The sequence below is a fragment of the Calothrix sp. NIES-2100 genome (assembly GCF_963875285.1).
Lineage (GTDB): Bacteria > Cyanobacteriota > Cyanobacteriia > Cyanobacteriales > Nostocaceae > Aulosira.
This window is the reverse complement of sequence record NZ_CAWNLA010000001.1, coordinates 2,944,115-2,963,518: the sequence shown is the minus strand read 5'-3', so window position 1 is coordinate 2,963,518 and position 19,404 is coordinate 2,944,115. Positions and strand designations below refer to the sequence as shown.

General features: G+C 44.2%; 15 protein-coding genes. 8 read left to right on the top strand and 7 right to left on the bottom strand.

The window, feature by feature from the left end:
- Positions 1 to 21: 21 nt before the first annotated feature.
- The 3 genes from AACU32_RS12590 to AACU32_RS12580 form a co-directional block, all read right to left on the bottom strand.
- Positions 22 to 1,815 (bottom strand): GldG family protein, encoded by a 1,794-nt coding sequence (locus AACU32_RS12590; protein WP_096599950.1) that lies wholly within the window; start codon positions 1,813 to 1,815, stop codon positions 22 to 24.
- Positions 1,816 to 2,092: 277 nt separating this feature from the next.
- Entirely contained in the window at positions 2,093 to 2,905 is an 813-nt protein-coding gene (locus AACU32_RS12585) for an ABC transporter permease (protein ID WP_096599948.1), read from the bottom strand.
- Positions 2,906 to 3,910: an ABC transporter ATP-binding protein gene (locus AACU32_RS12580; protein ID WP_096599946.1), complete on the bottom strand. Its 1,005-nt coding sequence runs from the start codon at positions 3,908 to 3,910 to the stop codon at positions 2,906 to 2,908.
- Between the two features lie 616 nt (positions 3,911 to 4,526).
- Here AACU32_RS12580 and AACU32_RS12575 point away from each other — a divergent pair.
- The 7 genes from AACU32_RS12575 to rnhA all read left to right on the top strand — a co-directional run bounded on the left by AACU32_RS12575 (position 4,527) and on the right by rnhA (position 15,298).
- Positions 4,527 to 8,132 (top strand): CHAT domain-containing protein, encoded by a 3,606-nt coding sequence (locus tag AACU32_RS12575; protein ID WP_096599942.1) that lies wholly within the window; start codon positions 4,527 to 4,529, stop codon positions 8,130 to 8,132.
- A complete protein-coding gene (locus tag AACU32_RS12570) occupies positions 8,120 to 8,542 on the top strand; it encodes a hypothetical protein (protein ID WP_339377821.1) in 423 nt (140 codons plus the stop codon). The genes AACU32_RS12575 and AACU32_RS12570 overlap by 13 nt, the downstream gene beginning before the upstream one ends.
- Positions 8,543 to 8,558: 16 nt before the next feature.
- On the top strand, positions 8,559 to 9,905 hold the full coding sequence (locus tag AACU32_RS12565; RefSeq protein WP_096599939.1) for a hypothetical protein: 1,347 nt from the start codon (positions 8,559 to 8,561) through the stop codon (positions 9,903 to 9,905).
- A 245-nt stretch (positions 9,906 to 10,150) separates the two neighbouring features.
- Positions 10,151 to 10,771 carry a (2Fe-2S)-binding protein gene (locus AACU32_RS12560; RefSeq protein WP_096599937.1) on the top strand — a complete coding sequence of 207 codons (621 nt, stop codon included), beginning with the start codon at positions 10,151 to 10,153 and terminating at the stop codon, positions 10,769 to 10,771.
- Positions 10,758 to 11,741, top strand: a complete 984-nt coding sequence (locus AACU32_RS12555; protein ID WP_096599935.1) for an FAD binding domain-containing protein — start codon at positions 10,758 to 10,760, stop codon at positions 11,739 to 11,741. Before AACU32_RS12560 ends, AACU32_RS12555 begins: the two co-directional genes overlap by 14 nt.
- Positions 11,738 to 13,951: a xanthine dehydrogenase family protein molybdopterin-binding subunit gene (locus tag AACU32_RS12550; protein WP_096599933.1), complete on the top strand. Its 2,214-nt coding sequence runs from the start codon at positions 11,738 to 11,740 to the stop codon at positions 13,949 to 13,951. The genes AACU32_RS12555 and AACU32_RS12550 overlap by 4 nt, the downstream gene beginning before the upstream one ends.
- 441 nt (positions 13,952 to 14,392) lie before the next feature.
- A complete protein-coding gene (gene rnhA / locus AACU32_RS12545; protein WP_096599932.1) occupies positions 14,393 to 15,298 on the top strand; it encodes a ribonuclease HI in 906 nt (301 codons plus the stop codon).
- Between the two features lie 117 nt (positions 15,299 to 15,415).
- Here the strand turns inward: rnhA and cruG are convergent, their stop codons facing one another.
- Positions 15,416 to 16,654 carry a 2'-O-glycosyltransferase CruG gene (gene cruG / locus AACU32_RS12540; RefSeq protein WP_339377820.1) on the bottom strand — a complete coding sequence of 413 codons (1,239 nt, stop codon included), beginning with the start codon at positions 16,652 to 16,654 and terminating at the stop codon, positions 15,416 to 15,418.
- Between the two features lie 77 nt (positions 16,655 to 16,731).
- Positions 16,732 to 17,634, bottom strand: a complete 903-nt coding sequence (cruF, locus tag AACU32_RS12535; protein ID WP_096599930.1) for a gamma-carotene 1'-hydroxylase CruF — start codon at positions 17,632 to 17,634, stop codon at positions 16,732 to 16,734.
- Positions 17,635 to 17,943: 309 nt separating this feature from the next.
- On the opposite strand from cruF, the gene AACU32_RS12530 reads away from it, so the two are divergent.
- Entirely contained in the window at positions 17,944 to 18,390 is a 447-nt protein-coding gene (locus AACU32_RS12530; protein ID WP_096599928.1) for a hypothetical protein, read from the top strand.
- An 82-nt stretch (positions 18,391 to 18,472) separates the two neighbouring features.
- Here the strand turns inward: AACU32_RS12530 and rpmA are convergent, their stop codons facing one another.
- Both rpmA and rplU read right to left on the bottom strand, forming a co-directional pair.
- A complete protein-coding gene (gene rpmA, locus AACU32_RS12525; protein WP_096599926.1) occupies positions 18,473 to 18,754 on the bottom strand; it encodes a 50S ribosomal protein L27 in 282 nt (93 codons plus the stop codon).
- A gap of 246 nt (positions 18,755 to 19,000) precedes the next feature.
- The gene (rplU, locus tag AACU32_RS12520; RefSeq protein ID WP_096599924.1) at positions 19,001 to 19,387 is read right to left on the bottom strand and encodes a 50S ribosomal protein L21; all 387 of its coding nucleotides are present in this window, start codon (positions 19,385 to 19,387) and stop codon (positions 19,001 to 19,003) included.
- Positions 19,388 to 19,404: the final 17 nt, after the last annotated feature.

The following is a 19,404-nucleotide window of genomic DNA, read 5'->3' as shown; positions in this document are numbered from 1 at the left end:
GGAGCGGAGGCACTGCCCCCTCTACCTCCTCCGCCACCAAATCAAAGCCCCGCCTACCAACCCAACCAGGGGTAGCAGTAGCAGCGATGATAATGTTAAAAAACCGGCTTGGGCGGCGTTGATGTCCAGGTTGCGGTCTTTGGCTTCTTTGGGGCGAATTGATAGGGGTTGCTTATCATCCTGTTGACTCAGCCAAGTTACTGAGTTGAGGAATACATCGCCGTTGAGTTGTTGTTGAAACAAGCCATCTTTGACAAATTCGGAATTACCAATCACTACTAACCTTGATTCGGTAGGAGTTGTTTCCGGTTGCTTGTTGGTTGGGATTGCAGAATTAGGGGGACTTGGTAAAGCTGTTGGACTAGGGCTGGCTTGACTGGCGGTGGTTGGTGATGGTGATGCAGCAGGAGTTGGCGTTGGACTAGTATCTGGTTTTCCTTGACCTCTAGCAATAGGCGATGGCGATGGCGATGGTGATGGTGTCGGTGTCCCTTGACCTTGGATTGTGGGTGATGGTAATGGTGAAGGTGTGGGGGTAGGTTGAGTTGCTGATGGTGCTGGGAGTTTTTTCTTCAACGCCACGCCCAAAGTTAGGGGCCCTTTCAGGTCTTTGTCAGCATTAAACTCTAATTTTTCACTTTTCAGGTCGCTTTCTGCCCAACTGTTGGGATAAGGTTTAGTTCGTAGCAAAGGCGTAGACTCAATACCAGGTACTGGAGTTGTTTCTATCGGTCTTGCTAACTGATAAAACGAAATACCATTGGCGAAATCTTTGGTAATTGGATGTTGACCGTAATCTGTGATTAGAGAAATTGCTGGCCCAATTTCCGCATTTCTTTTAGAAAGATCAACTGCTAAACGATTATCTAAACGCACACCCCAATCTTTAAGTAAGTTGTCGAGTTTGGGGTCTGTACCTAAGTCAATCATCAGCATTAAGTTACCGCCGCGATTGAGATATTGTTGTAAGGCTTTGACTTCACCTTCAAACAATCCTCGTTTCGGGCCTGCTACTACTACAGTCGTCGCGTCATCAGGAACTTTGGGCTGTTCAACTAAATTTAACGGCGAAGTTGTGAAATTTTTATCTGTTAATTCCTGAACCGCTTGAGAAATTGAATCTTCACTGGCTGTCAGTTGGCGTTCACCATGACCTTGGAGGAAGTAAACTTTAGCTGAGTTAGCTGTGGTGATTTGTTGCAAGCGATTAGTTAACCTCACTTCTGAGAGTCGTTCCCTGTCATTCACCACTTGCACTAACTGTCTTTTATCTTGATATTCTAGGTAAACTTCTCCGTAATCTTTAAAACCAAACTTTTTGGCTATTCCAGGTTTAGCATCGGGATCGACATACTCAAATTGCAACTTGGAATTTTGCCTACGATAATTTTCTAGCAAATCCCGGTCTTGAGGATTGGGATTTTTATCAAAAATCCAGACTTTTATCGGCTGTGATAGATTATTAACTAATTCCCGCGATTGCGGTGCTAAGCTAAATAACTGCGTTTCTGTTAAATCTGCCCGGTAGTGGTAGCGAGTACCTAAAAAGTTAATCAATCCCAAAATTGCTAATACTGCAATGGTTGCGACTAAAGCATTAGTACCTGCTTGGGTTGAACGTCGCGCCCACCATTGACTTTCTTGACTTTGCAAAATAATCCATAAGCCAATAACCACAATTCCAGTAATGAGAAATGCTAGGGAAATCGGCCCCCATGTTGAGGAAACTAATCCCGCAGTCAAACCTGCAACCAGGAAAAAAGGCCCAAGCCAAAATAGATATTTCCAATATTTCTTTTTAGCGACTATTTTCATGTGATTTGTGATTTGTCATTTGTGATTTGTCATTTGTGATTTGTCATTTGTGATTTGTCATTTGTGATTTGTCATTTGTGATTTGTCATTTGTGATTTGTCATTTGTGATTTGTCAGTTTTTTTTTACTTCTCTGCTTGGTGAATTCAGGACTTCAGTCCTGACTACGAACTTTTTCACTCTTGAAAATTAATTAGGAATTACCCACCAAAAACTAGATAATTCATCACCAATGACCAATGACCAATGACCAATGACCAATGACCAATGACAAACAACTATTGCCTCTGAAAGCGTAATGTATCAATCGATTGTGATGTCAAAAAGACACCGAGAAAAATGTAACTCACAAATAGCAGTATGGCGCTGCTATCAAAGATGCCCTGAATAAGTGTATTAAAATGCTTGAGCAAGGAAATATAGCTTAAAGCTTCGCCCAGAAAACCAGGGACAGCTTTAGCAATTAAATCAACGAATAACAGCAATAAAATCACTGCAAAGGTGAAGACCGCAGAAAGAATTGTACTGTCTGTTAACGATGAAATAAACATTCCTAAAGATAAAATTGCTGCTGCTAGCAAGATTAATCCTAAATGACCCACCAAAAAAATGGTCGGTGACATTGGTGGAGTTGATTTACTAATTACGAAAACTTCCAGTCCTACTAAGGGGACAATTAAGGTGATAAAAAAAGTTAGCACGCCTAATAATTTACCAACAGCTACCGCCCAGTTGGTGATTGGTGAAGTGGCTAATAGTTCTAAAGTGCCGCGTTTGCGTTCTTCAGCATAAAGTCCCATTGAAAGAATTGGCAACAAAAATAATAATAGCCACCCCATACGGTCTAAAAATGCCCGCACAAATTCATAGGGTACATCTATTGGTGGTAGGGGTACGCCCATTTGTTGTCCTTGTAATTTTATGGCGGCGACGGTTGGCAAAATCCCATCTGGCCCGATCAAAATCATGACTAAGAACAACCCAGATAAAAACCAGAATATGCCAGCAATTACATAAGCTAAAGGTGAGACAAAGTAACTCTGCAATTCCCGGCGATAAATGGCAATAATATTACTCAGTACTATACCCATCTACGCGGCTTCTCCTTCTGTGGTTGCTGAGTCTTGGATAGACTCTAAATTCTTTTCTTCTGTGGTTAGTTGCAAGAAAACATCTTCTAAGGTAGCGCTGACACGCCGCATTTCATGTAAAGCAAATCCAGAACGCACTAATGTTGAGACAATATCTTTTCCTGGTTCGGTTCCCGGTTGCGATATTACCCGCAGATAGGTGCGGTTTTCTGGCGCTGGCTGATGACTATGAGCTGTAGGAATTGATTCTACCAGACTCACACCCGATATATTTTGCAATACCTGTTTTGCTAAAGCAGCTTCTCCCTCAATTTCTATTTCATATCCAGAGCCACCTGTCAACTGTGTCATGAGATTTTCTGGTGTATTGGTGGCGACAACTTTACCGCGATTAATAATAGCAACGCGGCTACAAGTCATGCTGACTTCTGGGAGAATGTGGGTAGAAAGAATGATGGTGTGGGTTCCGGCGAGGCTTTTAATGAGATTCCGCACCTCAATAATTTGCCGGGGGTCAAGTCCTACGGTTGGTTCATCTAAAATGATTGCTGGTGGATCGTGAACGATCGCCTGAGCAATCCCCACTCGTTGCCGATATCCTTTAGAAAGCTTGCGGATAATCACCTTGCTCTTATCTTCTAAATTACAACGAGCGATCGCCGCTTGCACTTTATTATTGCGATCGCCTGCGGATACTCCCTTAATTCTGGCGACAAAATGCAAAAACCCTTCCACCGTCATATCTGGATATAACGGCGGTGTTTCCGGTAAATAACCAATCCGTTGGCGCACAGCCAAAGAATTATCATGGACATCAAAGCCGGCAATTTTCGCTTTGCCCTTGGTTGCCGGTAAATAACCCGCTAAAATGCGCATAGTAGTAGTTTTACCAGCGCCATTAGGGCCTAAAAACCCTAGAATCTCCCCAGGTTCCACATTAAAAGTCACATCAGTAATCGCTGGGGTAGAACCGTATATTTTACTCAGATGCTCAACTTCAATCATCAGTATCAGGCGATCGCATTTTTAGAGAATACCCAACAATATTAGATCACCATGTTTTGATTGCGAGCATTAATAGGGGCATGGGGCATGGCGCATGGGGCTAGTAATCTGTCAAGATAAAAATGATGAACTGTAGTGCGGACCGAAAAGCCCGCGTGAGCCAGGCGCTCACTGTCAAGATAAAAATGATGAACTGTAGTGCGGACCGAAAAGCCCGCGTGAGCCAGACGCATATCGTTACCAAAGACTCATTCATAGAGAATGCGATCGCATTCATAACCAACATGATCGGGTTGTCTATCAACGAGTACTCATCCATAGAGAACGCGATCACATTTATAACCAACGTGATCGGGTTGTCTATCAACGAGTACTCATCCATAGAGAACGCGATCACATTTATAACCAACGTGATCGGGTTGTCTATCAACGAGTACTCATTCATAGAGAATGCGATCGCATTCATAACCAACGCGATCGGGTTGTCTATTAAAGAGTACTCATTCATAGAGAATGCGATAGTATTTGTGACCAACGTGTTTTTGTGACGACACGATTATTTTAGCCAATTCGCTGAAGTACAATATTTGATAAAAGCGATACAAGGTTGCGGCAGATGCTCAAGCGGCTTTGGCGATGGCTCAAAAGGCTGATTCAGCAATTATTTGGTAGAAAAAAGACTGTTTCCCCGCCATTAGCAGAACCGAAGATAAGAGAAATACGCAAACAATTGACAGATACGGAGTATGAATCGTTATTTCTCCAGTTGTTGGCGGGAGTTAATGATGAAGGTTGGAGTCGGGGACGGGTAAAAGGTTTTTTGGATGGTAATTCCATCAATCAGGCGAATTTGGTGGATTGGTTGCGTGGCTTTGGTGAAAGTTTGCTAGCTTCAAGCACTGCAAATGATGAGTTAGCAAGGCGGATGATAAAGCTGGGTGAGTTGAGTACTGGGGAAGTTAGTGATATTGCCTATGATATTGGTGGGCGGTTGTTAGGGCAAGGGGGAGAAACGAACCGCGAAGACGCGAAGGACACAAAGGAAGAAGTAGAGAGAAATATTACAGATGATGCGGAGGCTTGGTTTAACCAAGGTAATGAACAATGTGAGGCGGGAGATTTTGCAAGTGCGATCGCATCTTATGAGAACGCCCTCAGAATTAAACCCGACAACGACTCAGCTTGGTTCAACCGGGGTGTGGCGCTGGCTAATTTAGGACGCAATGAAGAAGCGATCGCATCCTTTGACAAAGCACTCGCAATTCAACCTGATGATCACGAAGCTTGGTACAACCGGGGGGTTGTGCTATTTAATTTAGGACGCAATGAAGAAGCGATCACATCCTTTGACAAAGCACTCGCAATTCAACCTGATTACCAGGATGCTTGGAACAACCGGGGGATTGCCCTAGGGAATTTAGGACGCAATGAAGAACAGATCGCATCCTATGACAAAGCACTGGCTATTAAACCTGATGACCACGAAGCTTGGAACAACCGGGGGATTGCCCTAAAGAATTTAGGACGCAATGAAGAAGCGATCGCATCCTATGACAAAGCACTGGCTATTAAACCTGATGACCACGAAGCTTGGAACAACCGGGGGATTGCCCTAAAGAATTTAGGACGCAATGAAGAAGCGATCGCATCCTATGACAAAGCACTGGCTATTAAACCTGATGACCACGAAGCTTGGAACAACCGGGGGATTGCCCTAGGGAATTTAGGACGCAATGAAGAAGCGAGCGCCGACTATGACAAAGCACTGGCTATTAAACCTGATTTCCACCAAGCTTGGAACAACCGGGGGATTGCGCTACGGAAATTAGAACGCAATGAAGAAGCGATCGCATCTTATGACAAAACACTGGCTATTAAACCTGACTTATACGAAGCTTGGAACAACCGGGGGAATGCGCTAGGGAATTTAGGACGCAATGAAGAAGCGATCGCATCTTATGACAAAGCACTGGCTATTAAACCTGACTTATACGAAGCTTGGAACAACCGGGGGAATGCGCTAGGGAATTTAGGACGCGAGGAACAAGCGATCGCATCATATGACAAAGCACTGGCGATTAAACTTGACTACTACGAAGCTTGGTACAGCCGGGGGATTGCGCTAGGGAATTTAGGACGCTATGAACAAGCGATCGCATCCTATGACGAAGCCCTCAAATTCAAACCCGATTTTCCTGAAGCTTGGACGAACCGGGGGATTGCGCTAGTGAATTTAAATTTGTACCCAGAAGCTCTTAAATCCTTTGAAAGTGCTTTAAAAATTAATCCCAACTTCCCAGAGGTATTTAAAGCCTGGAATGGTAAGGGATCTGTGCTGGCTGATTTAAACCAAAGGGAAGAAGCGATCGCATCTTTTGACAAAGCACTGGCTATTAAACCCGACTACTACCCAGCTTGGAACAACCGGGGTGTGGCAGCAGGGAACTCAGTTAGTTGCGATCCATTGTTGGCTTTCTCTAGTGCTATTGCTAAACAAAATCCTCGGCTTAACCAGCGCGGCTATGAGGGACAATTAGCAAGCTATGAGGAAGGATTAAAATATTGTCACCAAGACACGCACCCAGAAGCTTGGGGGGAATTGCATCAAGCAATAGGTAATGCTCACTATTTCCGAGGACGAAGAGATTCTCATCCCCGCAGTTATTGGTACAAAGCCGTTAAAAGTTACAATGAGGCGCTAAAAACACTTACAGCAGAAGATTTTCCTGAATTGCATCTAGAAGTTTTGCAGAATTTAATTCGCGTTCAGTTGGATTTGAGGGAAACGGCTAAAGCTGAAGAACTACAGCGACGAGGAACCGATGTTTTACGGCGCTTGCTGGATGAATGCAAAATTCCTCACAGGAAAAAGCAGTTAGCTTTCAAGTTTGCAGGCTTTCAGCAATTGACTGTTGACTTAGCAGTAAAGTCAGAAAACTTTTGCACAGCATTGGAATTAGCAGAACAGGGAAAAAATGCTTGCTTGTCTTGGCTGCTGGATGGGTGGAGTGATGATTCCTCCAAATGGGAGGAGATGAAACAATTACTCAATCCCCATACTGCCATAGTTTATTGGCATCTCAGCCCAGCCGCCTTACATACTTTCATCCTCCAGCACAACGCCCCATCACCCATTGTTTTAAGAGAAACTATTCTCACTCCAGCGCAACGCCTACGTGACTTTGAAAGCTGGGTGAAAACTTGGAATGAAGAATACGCTAATTATCGCAAAGGTAAAGACAAACAGAGTGAAGACGCAGAAACTTGGCGCGACAAGTTACCCGCAATGCTTGATGAACTGCGTAAGATTCTCGATATCAACGCTGTTCTCTCCCAAATCTCAGATATTACCCAGCTAATTCTGATTCCTCACCGCGACTTACACCGCTTTCCTCTCCAGGCGCTATTTCCCCCAGAATTTACCATCAGCTATTTACCCAGCATTCAATTAGGTTTAATCTCCCAAACCTACAACAAAAATCAGCTAAGTAATCCGCAGCTACTTAGTATTGAACATCCCAACAGCGCAGGTTATCCCGGATTAGAATTTGCTCAAGTTGAATCAGAAGCAATTTGTCGCATCTTTCCCAACCACACCCGCAAGCGTTCTGAGGAAGCAACAAAAGATGCGGTAATCAATGCTTTGCCTCAAGGCTTCGGTATCTTACACTTTACCGGACATGGCGAATACAATTTCCATAATCCAGCTTTATCTCACTTGGCGTTAGCAGATGAGGATAAACTGACTCTCACAGATATCCGCGATTATGATTTGCGCAGCTATCAACTCGTAAGTTTAGCTGCTTGCGAAACGGCGATTACAGGTAATAACACCATCACCACTGAATATGTCGGACTTGTCAGTGGTTTTATGAGTTGCGGTGTAGCTGCTGTTGTCAGTACCCTTTGGACTGTGGAATCAGCTGCTAGTGCTTTGGTGATGATTCAGTTTTACCAACGGTTGCAACAAGGTAAATCAAAGGTGGTAGCTTTAACTGAGGCTACCCAATGGCTGCGGAATGTCACGGCTGAACAACTAGCAGAATGGTATACAGGGGAAATTGCTAAACTCCCAGAAGCAGAAGGTATCATGCGCCGTTTTTTGTTACGTCATTTAAATAACCTTAAGAATCAACCAGAACCTAGTAATCAACCCTATAATCACCCATACTTCTGGGCAGCTTTTACAATTACTGGTATCTTTCCATCATGCAACCAATAGAAGCCTCTGAACTGAAAGCCTTTATTTTGGCGCTATCCCAACTTGATGCACCATTACCAGATCATGTGCAAGCTAAGGTTAATACAATTAAGATTCCTGGGGATATTAGTAATCTGAATAAGATAGTTACTAGTTATCCTCCCCTAGCAACAGCATACGATCAAGCCTGGGAACATTTAGATGCGATCGCCCAACTCCGCAGTAAAGGTATTGAGAGTAAACCTAAGTATTGTCCCGAACCTATCAACACAGAAATTGACAATTCTGCTAGAGACATTAAAGCAGAGTTAGTCATGTTAGAGGAAAAAGTTAATCACAATCAGCTAGCTGCTTTATCTAAGCAAATCGTTCAGGCTTTAAATTCTGTCAAAACAGCAAAAGATGTCATTCAAACCATCCTTTCTCAGTAGTTGGGTATTTTAAAATATGAGTCAACAACATGAGTTAATTTACCCGAGTATTGATTTGTTTTTGTATAACCTCAAAGAAGGCTTAGGGCAAGATGAAGACAAAATCGCAGAGAATCGTCAACTATTTTGGCAAAAGATTTATGGTAGCCAGTTAGATAGTAAGAAACTAGAAGAACTCCAACAAGCAGAAATCGATGGTTCAGATTATCATGAGTTACTCAGTAATCCAAACACCCTAGACTTTCAGCCACCGCTAAATGGTTATTATTACCCTGTGCAATTGGGAGACACTTACGGACTCCAGATAGACTGCACTGCTAATTATATAAAAGATTATAAATACGCGCCGCAACCGATTACCTGTTTGCAAAAAGTACAAACAGAAATATTCTCTAACATCAATCAGCAACAAGGTAAAATTGGTCAAAGCTGGTTTATCTGGGGTCAATTAGCAACAGATAACCAAGACGCAGAAGCTACTGCTCAAGCTTGTTATGAACAATTAATATTAGACTCAGAGCCAAATTGGCAAGCTGATTTGCGAGGAAAAGGAGAATTTTTTGGCGGAACTATATTTGAACTGTGGCGGCTTCCTTCCGAAGCACAGCAAAGCGATGGTTATCACCTATTAATCTGTTTATTTCCCTATCAACTTAAAACAGATGCCATCAGAGAGATGAATCAAAAGCTGTATCCCGAACTGATGCAGTTATTGCGATACCGGAATAAAATTCTTTGGGCTTATTCTCAAAGCCGCACGATTAAAAGTAACTTGAAGACAGTATATAAAGTAGCCCAAAATATAATTAGTAATTTAAATCAAGAATCGCAAAATAAAGAAATTAAGATTAGTACTTTACAAAATATCCTCAAACAAACACCAGAAATTTTGTTAAAATATACTAATAATCTAACTTATTTAGATGACCAGCACCGGACTGTTGCTATCAACATCGGTAATTATGAAAAACGATCTTCAAAGCTGCAAGCATTAGAAGGTAATAGTGATTGGCAATTTTTGCAAACGTTCAGTGAGTTTGCTAAAGATAAATTCTTAGTACAAATCGAAACAGACCAAGCTTACTACAGTCCAGGATTGACCTTAGTCGAGAATTACATCAAGACCATCCAGGGGATAATCGACCTAGAGCAAACCAAAAGCGATCGCACTCTTAACACTACAATAGCGATCGCAGGTATTGGGCTAGCAACTAGTCAAATCGCCTCTGCTGTCATTTTGGCAGAAATTCCCAAAGACAAAAACCCTATCTCTTACCAAACCCAAGCCTTTAGTATCAGTTTGGGTATAGGCTTGATTTTTGCCATGTTAACCTATATAGTTCTTCGCATCTTTCGCCGCTAAACCCTGACAAATGTTGCGATCGCAACGTACTCAAGAATAGGAGAAATTGAATATTTGTGAATGCAACTGCATTTGCGATCGTGTAATATCATGTCCGCTCAACACGATTTGTCGAATTTTGGTAACGTTCTTTAGTTATAACAACCCTAACTCTTTGTTCAAGCCAACTTCAGCCTGGGGGCAGATATTTTAATTAGTACGTTTTTTCTACTATTCAGTCTGCACTTATAATTCTCAAAACAAATATGAGGCTGAGGTTTAAACGCCGACGGTTTGGCCAGGTGGCGATCGCCAGCACATTAGCAACTATGCTGGAGAGTTTCAGAAGTAAGGCTCTGGCACAAAGTCAGCCTCAGTCTCCTTCTGTACAAACACCTGCTATTAGTAATGTTGTGGATGTAAAACTACGTGTTAATGGTGTAGAACACGCATTAAAAATTGAACCGCGTGTGACGCTGCTTGATGCACTACGCGAACGTTTAGATTTGACTGGTTCCAAGAAAGGTTGCGATCATGGTCAATGTGGAGCTTGTACAGTGCTGATTGATGGGCGGCGTGTGAATTCCTGCTTGACATTTGCAATTATGCACACCGACTCTGAGATCACAACCATTGAAGGGCTAGCCAAGGGAGATAATCTTCATCCCATGCAAGCCGCGTTTGTTGCTCATGATGGATATCAGTGCGGCTACTGTACACCCGGACAAATTTGTTCGGCGGTGGGTTTGGTGAACGAAGGACAAGCCAAATCTGATGATGAAATTCGGGAACTGATGAGTGGTAATATCTGCCGTTGCGGTGCTTATCCCAATATTGTGGCTGCTGTGCGCGATGTCTTAGGAGGAAAAAAAGATGCAGCCGTTTAGTTACAAAAAAGCCGGACAAGCGAACGATGCTGTAACGTCGGTGGTTCCAGATGCTCAAGCCTCCTATTTGGCGGGTGGTACTAGCTTAATCGATTTAATGAAGCTAAATGTCCAAACGCCACAACAGTTAGTTGACATTAACCCGCTACCTTTAAGCAAGATAGAAATGCAGGCTAACGGTGTGCGCATTGGGGCAATGGCACGCAATAGCGATGTTGCTTATAATGCACTAATTCGAGAACGTTATCCTGTACTTTCAGAAGCGTTGCTATCTGGAGCATCACCACAATTGCGAAACATGGCATCAGTGGGGGGAAATTTGCTCCAACGTACCCGTTGCTATTACTTTCGGGATACGGCTTTCCCTTGTAATAAGCGTCTTCCGGGTTCAGGCTGTCCCGCAATTGAAGGTTACAACCGAATTCATGCAATTCTCGGTGGTAGCGATCGCTGTATTGCCACCCATCCTTCTGATATGGCTGTGGCAATGGTAGCCTTAGATGCCGTGGTGCAAACACAAGGGCCTAATGGCACGCGCAGTATTCCCCTGGTAGATTTTCATCTTTTACCGGGCAATACACCAGAAAGGGAGACAGTTCTGCAACATGGAGAGTTAATCGTTGCCGTGGATTTACCGACCTCGCCCTTTGCCAAGCGATCGCATTATTTAAAAGTCCGCGATCGCGCTTCTTATGCTTTTGCGATGGCATCGGTGGCGGCGGCATTAGATATTCAAAATGGTATTATTCGCGGCGCACGTTTGGCGATGGGTGGTGTCGGCACAAAGCCTTGGCGTGCTTACGAGGCAGAAAAGTTACTTGTTAACCAACCCGCAAACTCCGCAACATTTCAGGCGGCAGCAAATGCAGCTGTCACTGGAGCCAAACCGCAAAAATACAATGAATTTAAAGTCGAACTAGCTAAACGTACAATCATCCGGGCGCTGACAACAGTGGGAGAAATGGCATGAATACAGGGGATACAAACACAGTTGTCGGCAAACCCTTGAATCGGGTTGATGGCTATCTCAAGGTGACAGGCGGCGCACGTTACTCAGCTGAGTTTCCGGTAGCAAAGCTGGCATACGGGGTGACAATTCAAAGTGCGATCGCTAAAGGTAAAATTGCAGCAATTGATACCAAGGCAGCAGAGCAAGTACCGGGAGTACTGGCAGTAATTACCCATCTCAACGCACCCAAAGCCTCAGGCGAAAAAGGTGGCGGTCGTAAGTTGCAAGTGCTGCAAGATAACACTGTTCTATATAGCGGTCAGCATATTGGCATCGTCGTTGCCGATACCTTTGAACGCGCCATGCACGCCGCCTCTCTTGTGCAAATCCGCTATCAGGAAGAACAGCCGAAAATTAACATGCGGGAAAACCTTGCTCAGGCATACCTACCGCAAGGAAAAATCCCCAGAAACGAGCCACCTGATAAATCGCATGGCGACATCACCCAAGGACTAGCAACTGCGGCTTTCCGGGTAGAGCAAACTTATACTACCCCAGTGGAAAATCATAATCCGATGGAGCCTCATGCCACCACCGCAGTTTGGCAAGGCGATCAACTACTGTTGTATGATGCCACCCAGGGAATCTTTCAGGCTCAACAAAAAGTAGCGGGGGTATTAGGAATTGAGCCAGAGAAAGTCCGCGTCATGTCCTACTATGTTGGCGGTGGCTTCGGTTGCAAAGGCTCGGCTTGGTCGCACGTACCCCTAGCAGCAATGGCAGCAAAGCAGGTAAATCGTCCAGTGAAACTAGTGCTAGGGCGGATACAAATGTATGGGCCTGTGGGCTTCCGACCGCAAACCATTCAACAAGTCTCTTTAGGTGCAACCCGCGACGGAAAATTAACTGCACTGCGTCATGCTGGGATATCTCAGACTTCCACCTTCGATGAATTTATTGAGCCTGTTGCTAAGTCGGCACGCATGATCTACGCTTGCCCGCATATCGAAACTAGCCATCATTTGGTGCAGTTGGATACTGGTACACCCACCTTTATGCGTGCGCCAGGTGAAGCGTCTGGGTCGTTTGCCTTAGAATCGGCAATGGACGAACTAGCTTATGCACTCAACATTGATCCGATTGAACTGCGGCTGCGTAATTATGCTGAGATAGACCCTGATAAAAAACTGCCTTGGTCAAGTAAGTCACTCAGAGAATGTTACAGAATTGGCGCAGAAAAATTTGGCTGGCAGAAACGCAATTCTAAACCCGGTTCCATGCGAGACGGCAATTATTTAATTGGCTGGGGGATGGCGACAGCAACTTATCCTACCAACCGTTCCCCAGCATCAGCGATCGCGCAAATTATGGCAGATGGTACAGCCGTTGTTCGGAGTGGTTCACAGGATATTGGCACGGGAACTTATACTGTGATGACTCAGGTTGCAGCAGAAGCACTCGGTTTACCAGTAGAAAAAGTGCGTTTTGAACTAGGCGATACCAAAATGCCCGAAACCCCCGTTTCTGGCGGCTCACAAACCGCCGCCAGTGTCAGTTCGGCTGTGCATTTGGCAGGGAATGAAGCTCGCAGCAAGGTTTTACAATTAGCACTGAGCGATCGCAACTCACCGCTATATGGGGTAAATGCCGAGGATGTAATTGCCCAAGATGGCAGCTTGTTCTTAAAAAATAAATCTTCCCAAACCGAAACTTATGCAGGCATTCTGGCACGGCATGGATTAAAAATGATTGAAGCGCGTGCAGATGCCAAACCTGGAGAAGAAAAAGAGAAATATTCCATGCACGCCTTTGGATCGCAATTTGCCGAAGTCCGTGTTAACCCCGATTCCGGTGAAGTCAGAGTGACGCGCTGGGTAGGAACTTTTGGTGTAGGACGAATACTCAACGCGAAGACAGCCCGTAGTCAACTGATTGGTGGGATTGTTTACGGTATTGGCATGGCGCTGATGGAACACACAGTTACAGATCCCCATCGAGGACGTGTAGTTAATGCAGATTTGGCTGAATATCATGTGCCAGTAAATGCAGATGTACCCAATATTGAAGTGTTGTGGGTAGATGAGCGCGATCCCTATGTCAACCCCCTTGGTGTCAAAGGAATCGGTGAAATTGGCATTACCGGCACTGCGGCGGCGATCGCCAATGCTGTTTATCATGCCACAGGTAAGCGCATCCGCGATTTGCCTATTACACTAGACAAACTGCTGTAGATTAAGTTGCCAGGAAAAAATAAGTTATACCAATTTCAAAAAAGAATGCGACAGATGCTAGGGGCACGGCACTGCCGTGCCCTCTAGAATATATTGATGTGTCGCAAACATTATTTGAATTGGTATTAGGTGTGTTTCGCGTCAAGCTTCAATTACAACCCCTAACTCAAATTATCCCTTTCAAGGTGACTCGTAAAATCTATTGTTTTCTCTGCGCTCTGGAGCGTCCTCTGCGGTTTAAAAGTATTTTATTTAACTACAGTTACAGAGAAGGTACAGAAACAAGAGATTAAAAAGGAGTTTTTTGACTAAAATTTTTATCCACCTTGAAAGGGCTACCTAAATCAAATGTATAGGCTTGATTTTTGCCATGTTAACATATATAGTTCTTCGCAGCTTTCGCCGCTAAATTACTTAATGTACCAACGCGGTTAGTTCACCATGTCCCAACGCACAATCCAAAGCATATACACAGATGGCGCTTGCACAGGAAATCCTGGCCCTGGGGGTTGGGGTGTTGTCGTCTACTTCAGTGATGGCTCAATTCACGAGATAGGCGGTGCATCTGACCATACCACCAACAATAAAATGGAAATGCAAGCGGCGATCGCAGCTCTGCAATTTCTGCAAACATCTGGACAAAATCAACCCATCACCCTTTATACCGACAGTGAATACCTAATCAACTCCGTTACCAAGTGGATCAAAGGTTGGAAAAAGAAAGGTTGGAAAAAAGCCGATGGTAAACCGGTGCAAAACCAAGACCTTTTAGAAACTTTAGACGAACTTAATAGTTATATAGTAAAGTGGGAATATGTCCGGGGTCACTCTGGTAATATAGGTAACGAGCGATGCGATGTCATCGCTCGTACTTTTGCTAGTGGCAAAGTTCCATCACTCAAACAATCATCTCTGACAGATGATCACCAATCTTTACCACAAACAAATCAAATAAATGTAGCAAAAGTAACTGAATATCCAGCAGCCTCGACAATAATTGAAACAAATAAACCAGAAATCAGTTCCCTGGAATCACATGTAACCACTATGGAGCCAACTATCACAAACTCTTCTACCCCAATTGATGATAAGCCACCGGAAATGAGAGTGGCACAACTGCGCGCCCTAGTGGAAACTTTACGTATTGCTGATGAAATTGCCACTAAAGGATACTTAATCACTAGTTCGGAACTTGCTGACCTCATGGATGTTCATGCTAGCGCTGTTACCAGTCGCGGAGACCAATGGCGCTGGCGCAACTGGATTGTCTCACGAGTAAGACGTGAAGGAAATCAAATTCTCTGGGAACTGGAACGCGCTGATCAAGTAGGAGGTGAAGAAGAATAAGCAGGAAGAGGGGAGCAGAGGGGCAGGGGGGACAAGGAGGACAAGGAGGAGAAGAAATAACTAATTATTCTTCACTTTTGACTTTTGCCTTTTGCCTTTTGACTCTTGCCCCATGCCCTACACCTCAGTACTATACTTCCTTCCCCGCCATTCTCTGGGAGTGTGGAATGCAGAGAGGAAAATTCGCAGCACAGCTAGAGGATCGGCTAAAGGTGAAAGCCAGAACAACCAGCCACCTTTAGCACTTTTGCGATCATAGGAAGGAGCGATCGCTAATAGCATTGCAAAGCGAATCACGAGCAAAAATACATTTAGCCCCAATAAAAGTAGGATGGGAAGCACAGGAAGTTGAGGGGCAAGCAAACCATAACTCAGTAAAATTATCAGGGGTAAACCTTGCACTGCACAAAGTAGCCATAAATCCCCCCAAATCTGAGCGCGAGGCGATGCATCTTTGAGGTCGAGGCTGCGTCCCCATTCTTTCCATGTCTCAATTGCGCCCTCATACATCCGTACTTTTAGCACCTTCGCCCCATCTAAAAAACCGACCTTAAATCCTTGAGCAGCAATATACCGAGCTAAGGTAACATCATCGCAAAAAGAACTACTGGCACTTGTATAACCCTCTACCGCAGCTAAAACCGAACGCCGACATAAAAAGCACTGACCATTAGCCATGACTCTTTCTGGCTGTTCTGTGTTGACACCTGCTGGGTCAAATCGATAAAGCAGAGTCATCAACAAAGCCGGTTGTAGCAAACATTCCCCCGGAGATTTCAGAATAAACTGAGGTGAAAGGGATACCAAGTCATAACCTTCTGCTACGGCTGTCTGTACTAAACTAGCAACCAAACCAGGATGGGGTATAGTATCAGCATCCATCCCTAAAAACCATTCACTCTCTGGGGAAATCTGCAAAAAGCCATTATGTAACGCCCAAGGACGACCCACCCAGCGAGGGGGTAAGGGGTCATCTGTAAATAAACGAAAGCGAGGGTCTTGCTGTTGGGCGGCTTTGACCAAATCAGGCGTACCATCTTGCGACCTGCTGTCTACAATGATCGCTTCCCGCATTTCATAACTTTGCTGACTTAAGCCAGCTAACAATGGGCTAATACGTAATGCTTCATTCAGTGTGGGAACCACAACGCTGACACTACCCAAAATCTCAGGTGTAGGCTGTTGGGGTTGAATCGGCGGATGGCGTGTCGGCCCCTTGAATAGGCGTGAAAGTAAAATCGCTGTTGCTGGTATTTGCAGTAATAGTAATAAAAGCGATAAGCTGCTAACTAATATCAAAGCATCATCCACTGTAAAAATATTATGTTTTGGAATTGGGCATTGGGCATTGGGCATTGGGCATTGGGCATTGAGCAATAAGTATTAGTTATTTCTCCCCTGCCCCCTGGCCTCTAGTCCCTAGCCCCTAGCCCCTACTTCAAAGCTACCTTGACCTTGGCTACCGAAATGTCCTGAGTTGCTTCCACAGCCACAGCTTGTCCATTTGTACCTTGCCACCAAAGTGCTACAGCTGGAGCTACACCTAACAACAAACCTAGTACTACAGGGATAGAGAAGCCAGCAGCTAAACTCATGACAGTAGCGAAGCCAAAGTTGCTTAAGTAAACTACCAAGGGTACATTGAGTTGCGATCGCTCTAATTTAATCGGGTTGTTTCTCCATAGCAATGCTGCCACAGTCATAAATAGCGATCCCGTACCCATCCAGCCAGCAAAGTTTTGGTAAGGCATACCAAAGAATGGGCCTGGTTGTTGCCAATACCAGAAGGGGAGAGATGTTTGACTCATCGCTGGATCAAGTACAAAATCCCAAGAAGTTAATAACAAAGCACCTAATGCGATCGCACCTACATGACGCCACAAGCCAGGTTTTTTGTCTACTTCTAAACCAGCACGTGCCAGCAAGTAAGAAACACATCCCACATAAAACCATGACAAAGGAATTGTGAACGGAACTAAACCGGCAATTTTATAGCCCAGTCCACTTAGATAACTATAGTGACCAAAAGGAAAGCCAGTGCTGGTTCCTGACAGTTCGCTTCCTAAGGAAATCAACACTGAGGGCAGCATAAAAGCCAAAGCGCGACCCAATCCCAAGGTTCGATAGGCATACAAAAACACAGCCGCCGCACCCAAAATCATATAAACCACACCGCCTCCTGCCATACTCCACTGCATGGCGGTTTGTCCAACCTCAGTTAGGTTCATAATGATTTCCGCATTTGGCACGACTAGTAGTATGCCTACAAGTCCAAACACCATCGACACGATATGACCAATAAGGCATACGCGCTCAGCAATAACAAGTTGTTTCATGATACTTCCTTAACAAGATGTGACACGCGGCTACTCGGCTGCTAACAGTTTACAAATGTTTAAGAAAAAATTTAACAAATTTGTCTACGAATTTTCTGTAAACTTGCTTGGCTATTTTGACAAGAGCATAATCAACGATTGCTAGAGGCTAGAAAATATCAGATGATAGAGATATAGTCTAGAGCATTAGATTCAAAATCTATACCTCTGACTTAGTCGATTGACGGAAGATCGCCATCAAAAATTACCCAAGCCTCATCTAATCAAGCCTTTGGGTATCGCATTTAATTGCTACTACAAATCTAACCCATGTTGATTTTGCAACGAGTTCCTTGGGTTTCCCTGACACTATTAATACTTAGCTACAGTACCTTAGGTTGGGTAATATCCGAGACCAAAGCCCCTTTGTTCGCTTGGGCAGTAATTGCGATCGCTATTTTGCTGTTTGTCGGAATTTTAACCGTTCCCTGGACTAGAATGACAGATGTTTCTAGTATCTTGTTTAAATCAAGTACCAGGACTTTTATCTTTTCAGTTTTTGCAGCCTTCTTATTCTTTGTAATGATTGCCTGGTTTCGGATGTTTCTTGACACCTTACTGATCATTTCAGCGGCTATCTTAGCAAGAATTGACTTTCAAGCTGCCGGGTTTAAGGAAGGACAAGCTTTTTGGATAACATCTATCTTTTCATTGGCAGGTTTAGCTTTAGGTGCGGCTATGCAAATGTTATTGTTTAACCACTTGTTTATGCGTTAAACTACTGCCTACGAACTCATCACAATCATTACAGTTGACTGAGTATAAATTTTTATGCCTGGGCATTGCCCAGGCAAGTTTGCTAACTAGCGGTTGACTCAGCAACCGCAGATGGTGCGTAAACACTAACTTTCTTGCGGGTTTTACCCTTTCTTTCAAAGGTGACAACACCATCGATTAAAGCAAATAGAGTGTCATCGCTACCAATACCAACATTGTTACCTGGGTGAAATTTTGTACCGCGCTGACGCACGAGAATGTTTCCCGCCAGGACGACTTGACCACCGTAGCGTTTTACACCTAGACGCTGAGCATTAGAGTCACGACCGTTGCGTGTACTACCTGTTCCTTTCTTATGAGCCATAATTTCCTTTTGTTGTCAGTTGTTAGTTATCAGTTGTCAGTTGTCAGTTGTCAGCGATGCACGCTCGTTTCGACTCTGCGGTAATCGAGCGCAGTCGAGATTCAACTACCGCTTACCGAAGTGTTGTTTTTGGAAAGAGTCTCATACCCCGATCCGTGGGTGGTTTTTAGGTGTCGAAAGCCATTGATCGCTGACCACTGACCATTGACCAAACTCTATCCCCTTGTGGGTGGAGTTTTTTATTGATTATTCAGCAGCAGTTTCTAGAACGGGAGTTTCAGCAGTTATTGCTGCTGTTTCCACTGCTAGCACTTCACCATTGAGGTTAATAGAATTAATCAACAGTCTAGTGATTTCCTGGCGATGTCCGCGTTTTTTGCGGGTTTTCTTTTTCGGCTTCATTTTGTATACCAGGACTTTACGACCTCTAAAATGTCGTAACACCGTCCCTTCTACAGTCGCCCCTACCACTAGCGGCTGACCAATGTTGACTTCGCCGTCGTGCTGTATGAATAAGACCTTGTCTATTGTAACCTTCTCATCTTGTTCAGCAGTCAGTAACTCAATATCGTAAAAGCGGCCAGCCTCAACTTTTAGTTGTTTGCCGCCAGTTTCAATAATTGCGTAAGTCATGGAATCGTCCTTGAGGT

Coding starts and splice junctions, on each gene's coding strand:
- AACU32_RS12555 (WP_096599935.1), top strand. CDS start 10,758: ATGCAGCCGTTTAGTTACAAAAAAGCCGGACAAGCGAACGATGCTGTA.
- AACU32_RS12530 (WP_096599928.1), top strand. CDS start 17,944: ATGTTGATTTTGCAACGAGTTCCTTGGGTTTCCCTGACACTATTAATA.
- rplU (WP_096599924.1), bottom strand. CDS start 19,387: ATGACTTACGCAATTATTGAAACTGGCGGCAAACAACTAAAAGTTGAG.
- cruF (WP_096599930.1), bottom strand. CDS start 17,634: ATGAAACAACTTGTTATTGCTGAGCGCGTATGCCTTATTGGTCATATC.
- cruG (WP_339377820.1), bottom strand. CDS start 16,654: ATGCCCAATGCCCAATGCCCAATTCCAAAACATAATATTTTTACAGTG.
- rnhA (WP_096599932.1), top strand. CDS start 14,393: ATGTCCCAACGCACAATCCAAAGCATATACACAGATGGCGCTTGCACA.
- AACU32_RS12565 (WP_096599939.1), top strand. CDS start 8,559: ATGAGTCAACAACATGAGTTAATTTACCCGAGTATTGATTTGTTTTTG.
- AACU32_RS12550 (WP_096599933.1), top strand. CDS start 11,738: ATGAATACAGGGGATACAAACACAGTTGTCGGCAAACCCTTGAATCGG.
- rpmA (WP_096599926.1), bottom strand. CDS start 18,754: ATGGCTCATAAGAAAGGAACAGGTAGTACACGCAACGGTCGTGACTCT.
- AACU32_RS12575 (WP_096599942.1), top strand. CDS start 4,527: ATGCTCAAGCGGCTTTGGCGATGGCTCAAAAGGCTGATTCAGCAATTA.
- AACU32_RS12580 (WP_096599946.1), bottom strand. CDS start 3,910: ATGATTGAAGTTGAGCATCTGAGTAAAATATACGGTTCTACCCCAGCG.
- AACU32_RS12585 (WP_096599948.1), bottom strand. CDS start 2,905: ATGGGTATAGTACTGAGTAATATTATTGCCATTTATCGCCGGGAATTG.
- AACU32_RS12590 (WP_096599950.1), bottom strand. CDS start 1,815: ATGAAAATAGTCGCTAAAAAGAAATATTGGAAATATCTATTTTGGCTT.
- AACU32_RS12560 (WP_096599937.1), top strand. CDS start 10,151: ATGAGGCTGAGGTTTAAACGCCGACGGTTTGGCCAGGTGGCGATCGCC.
- AACU32_RS12570 (WP_339377821.1), top strand. CDS start 8,120: ATGCAACCAATAGAAGCCTCTGAACTGAAAGCCTTTATTTTGGCGCTA.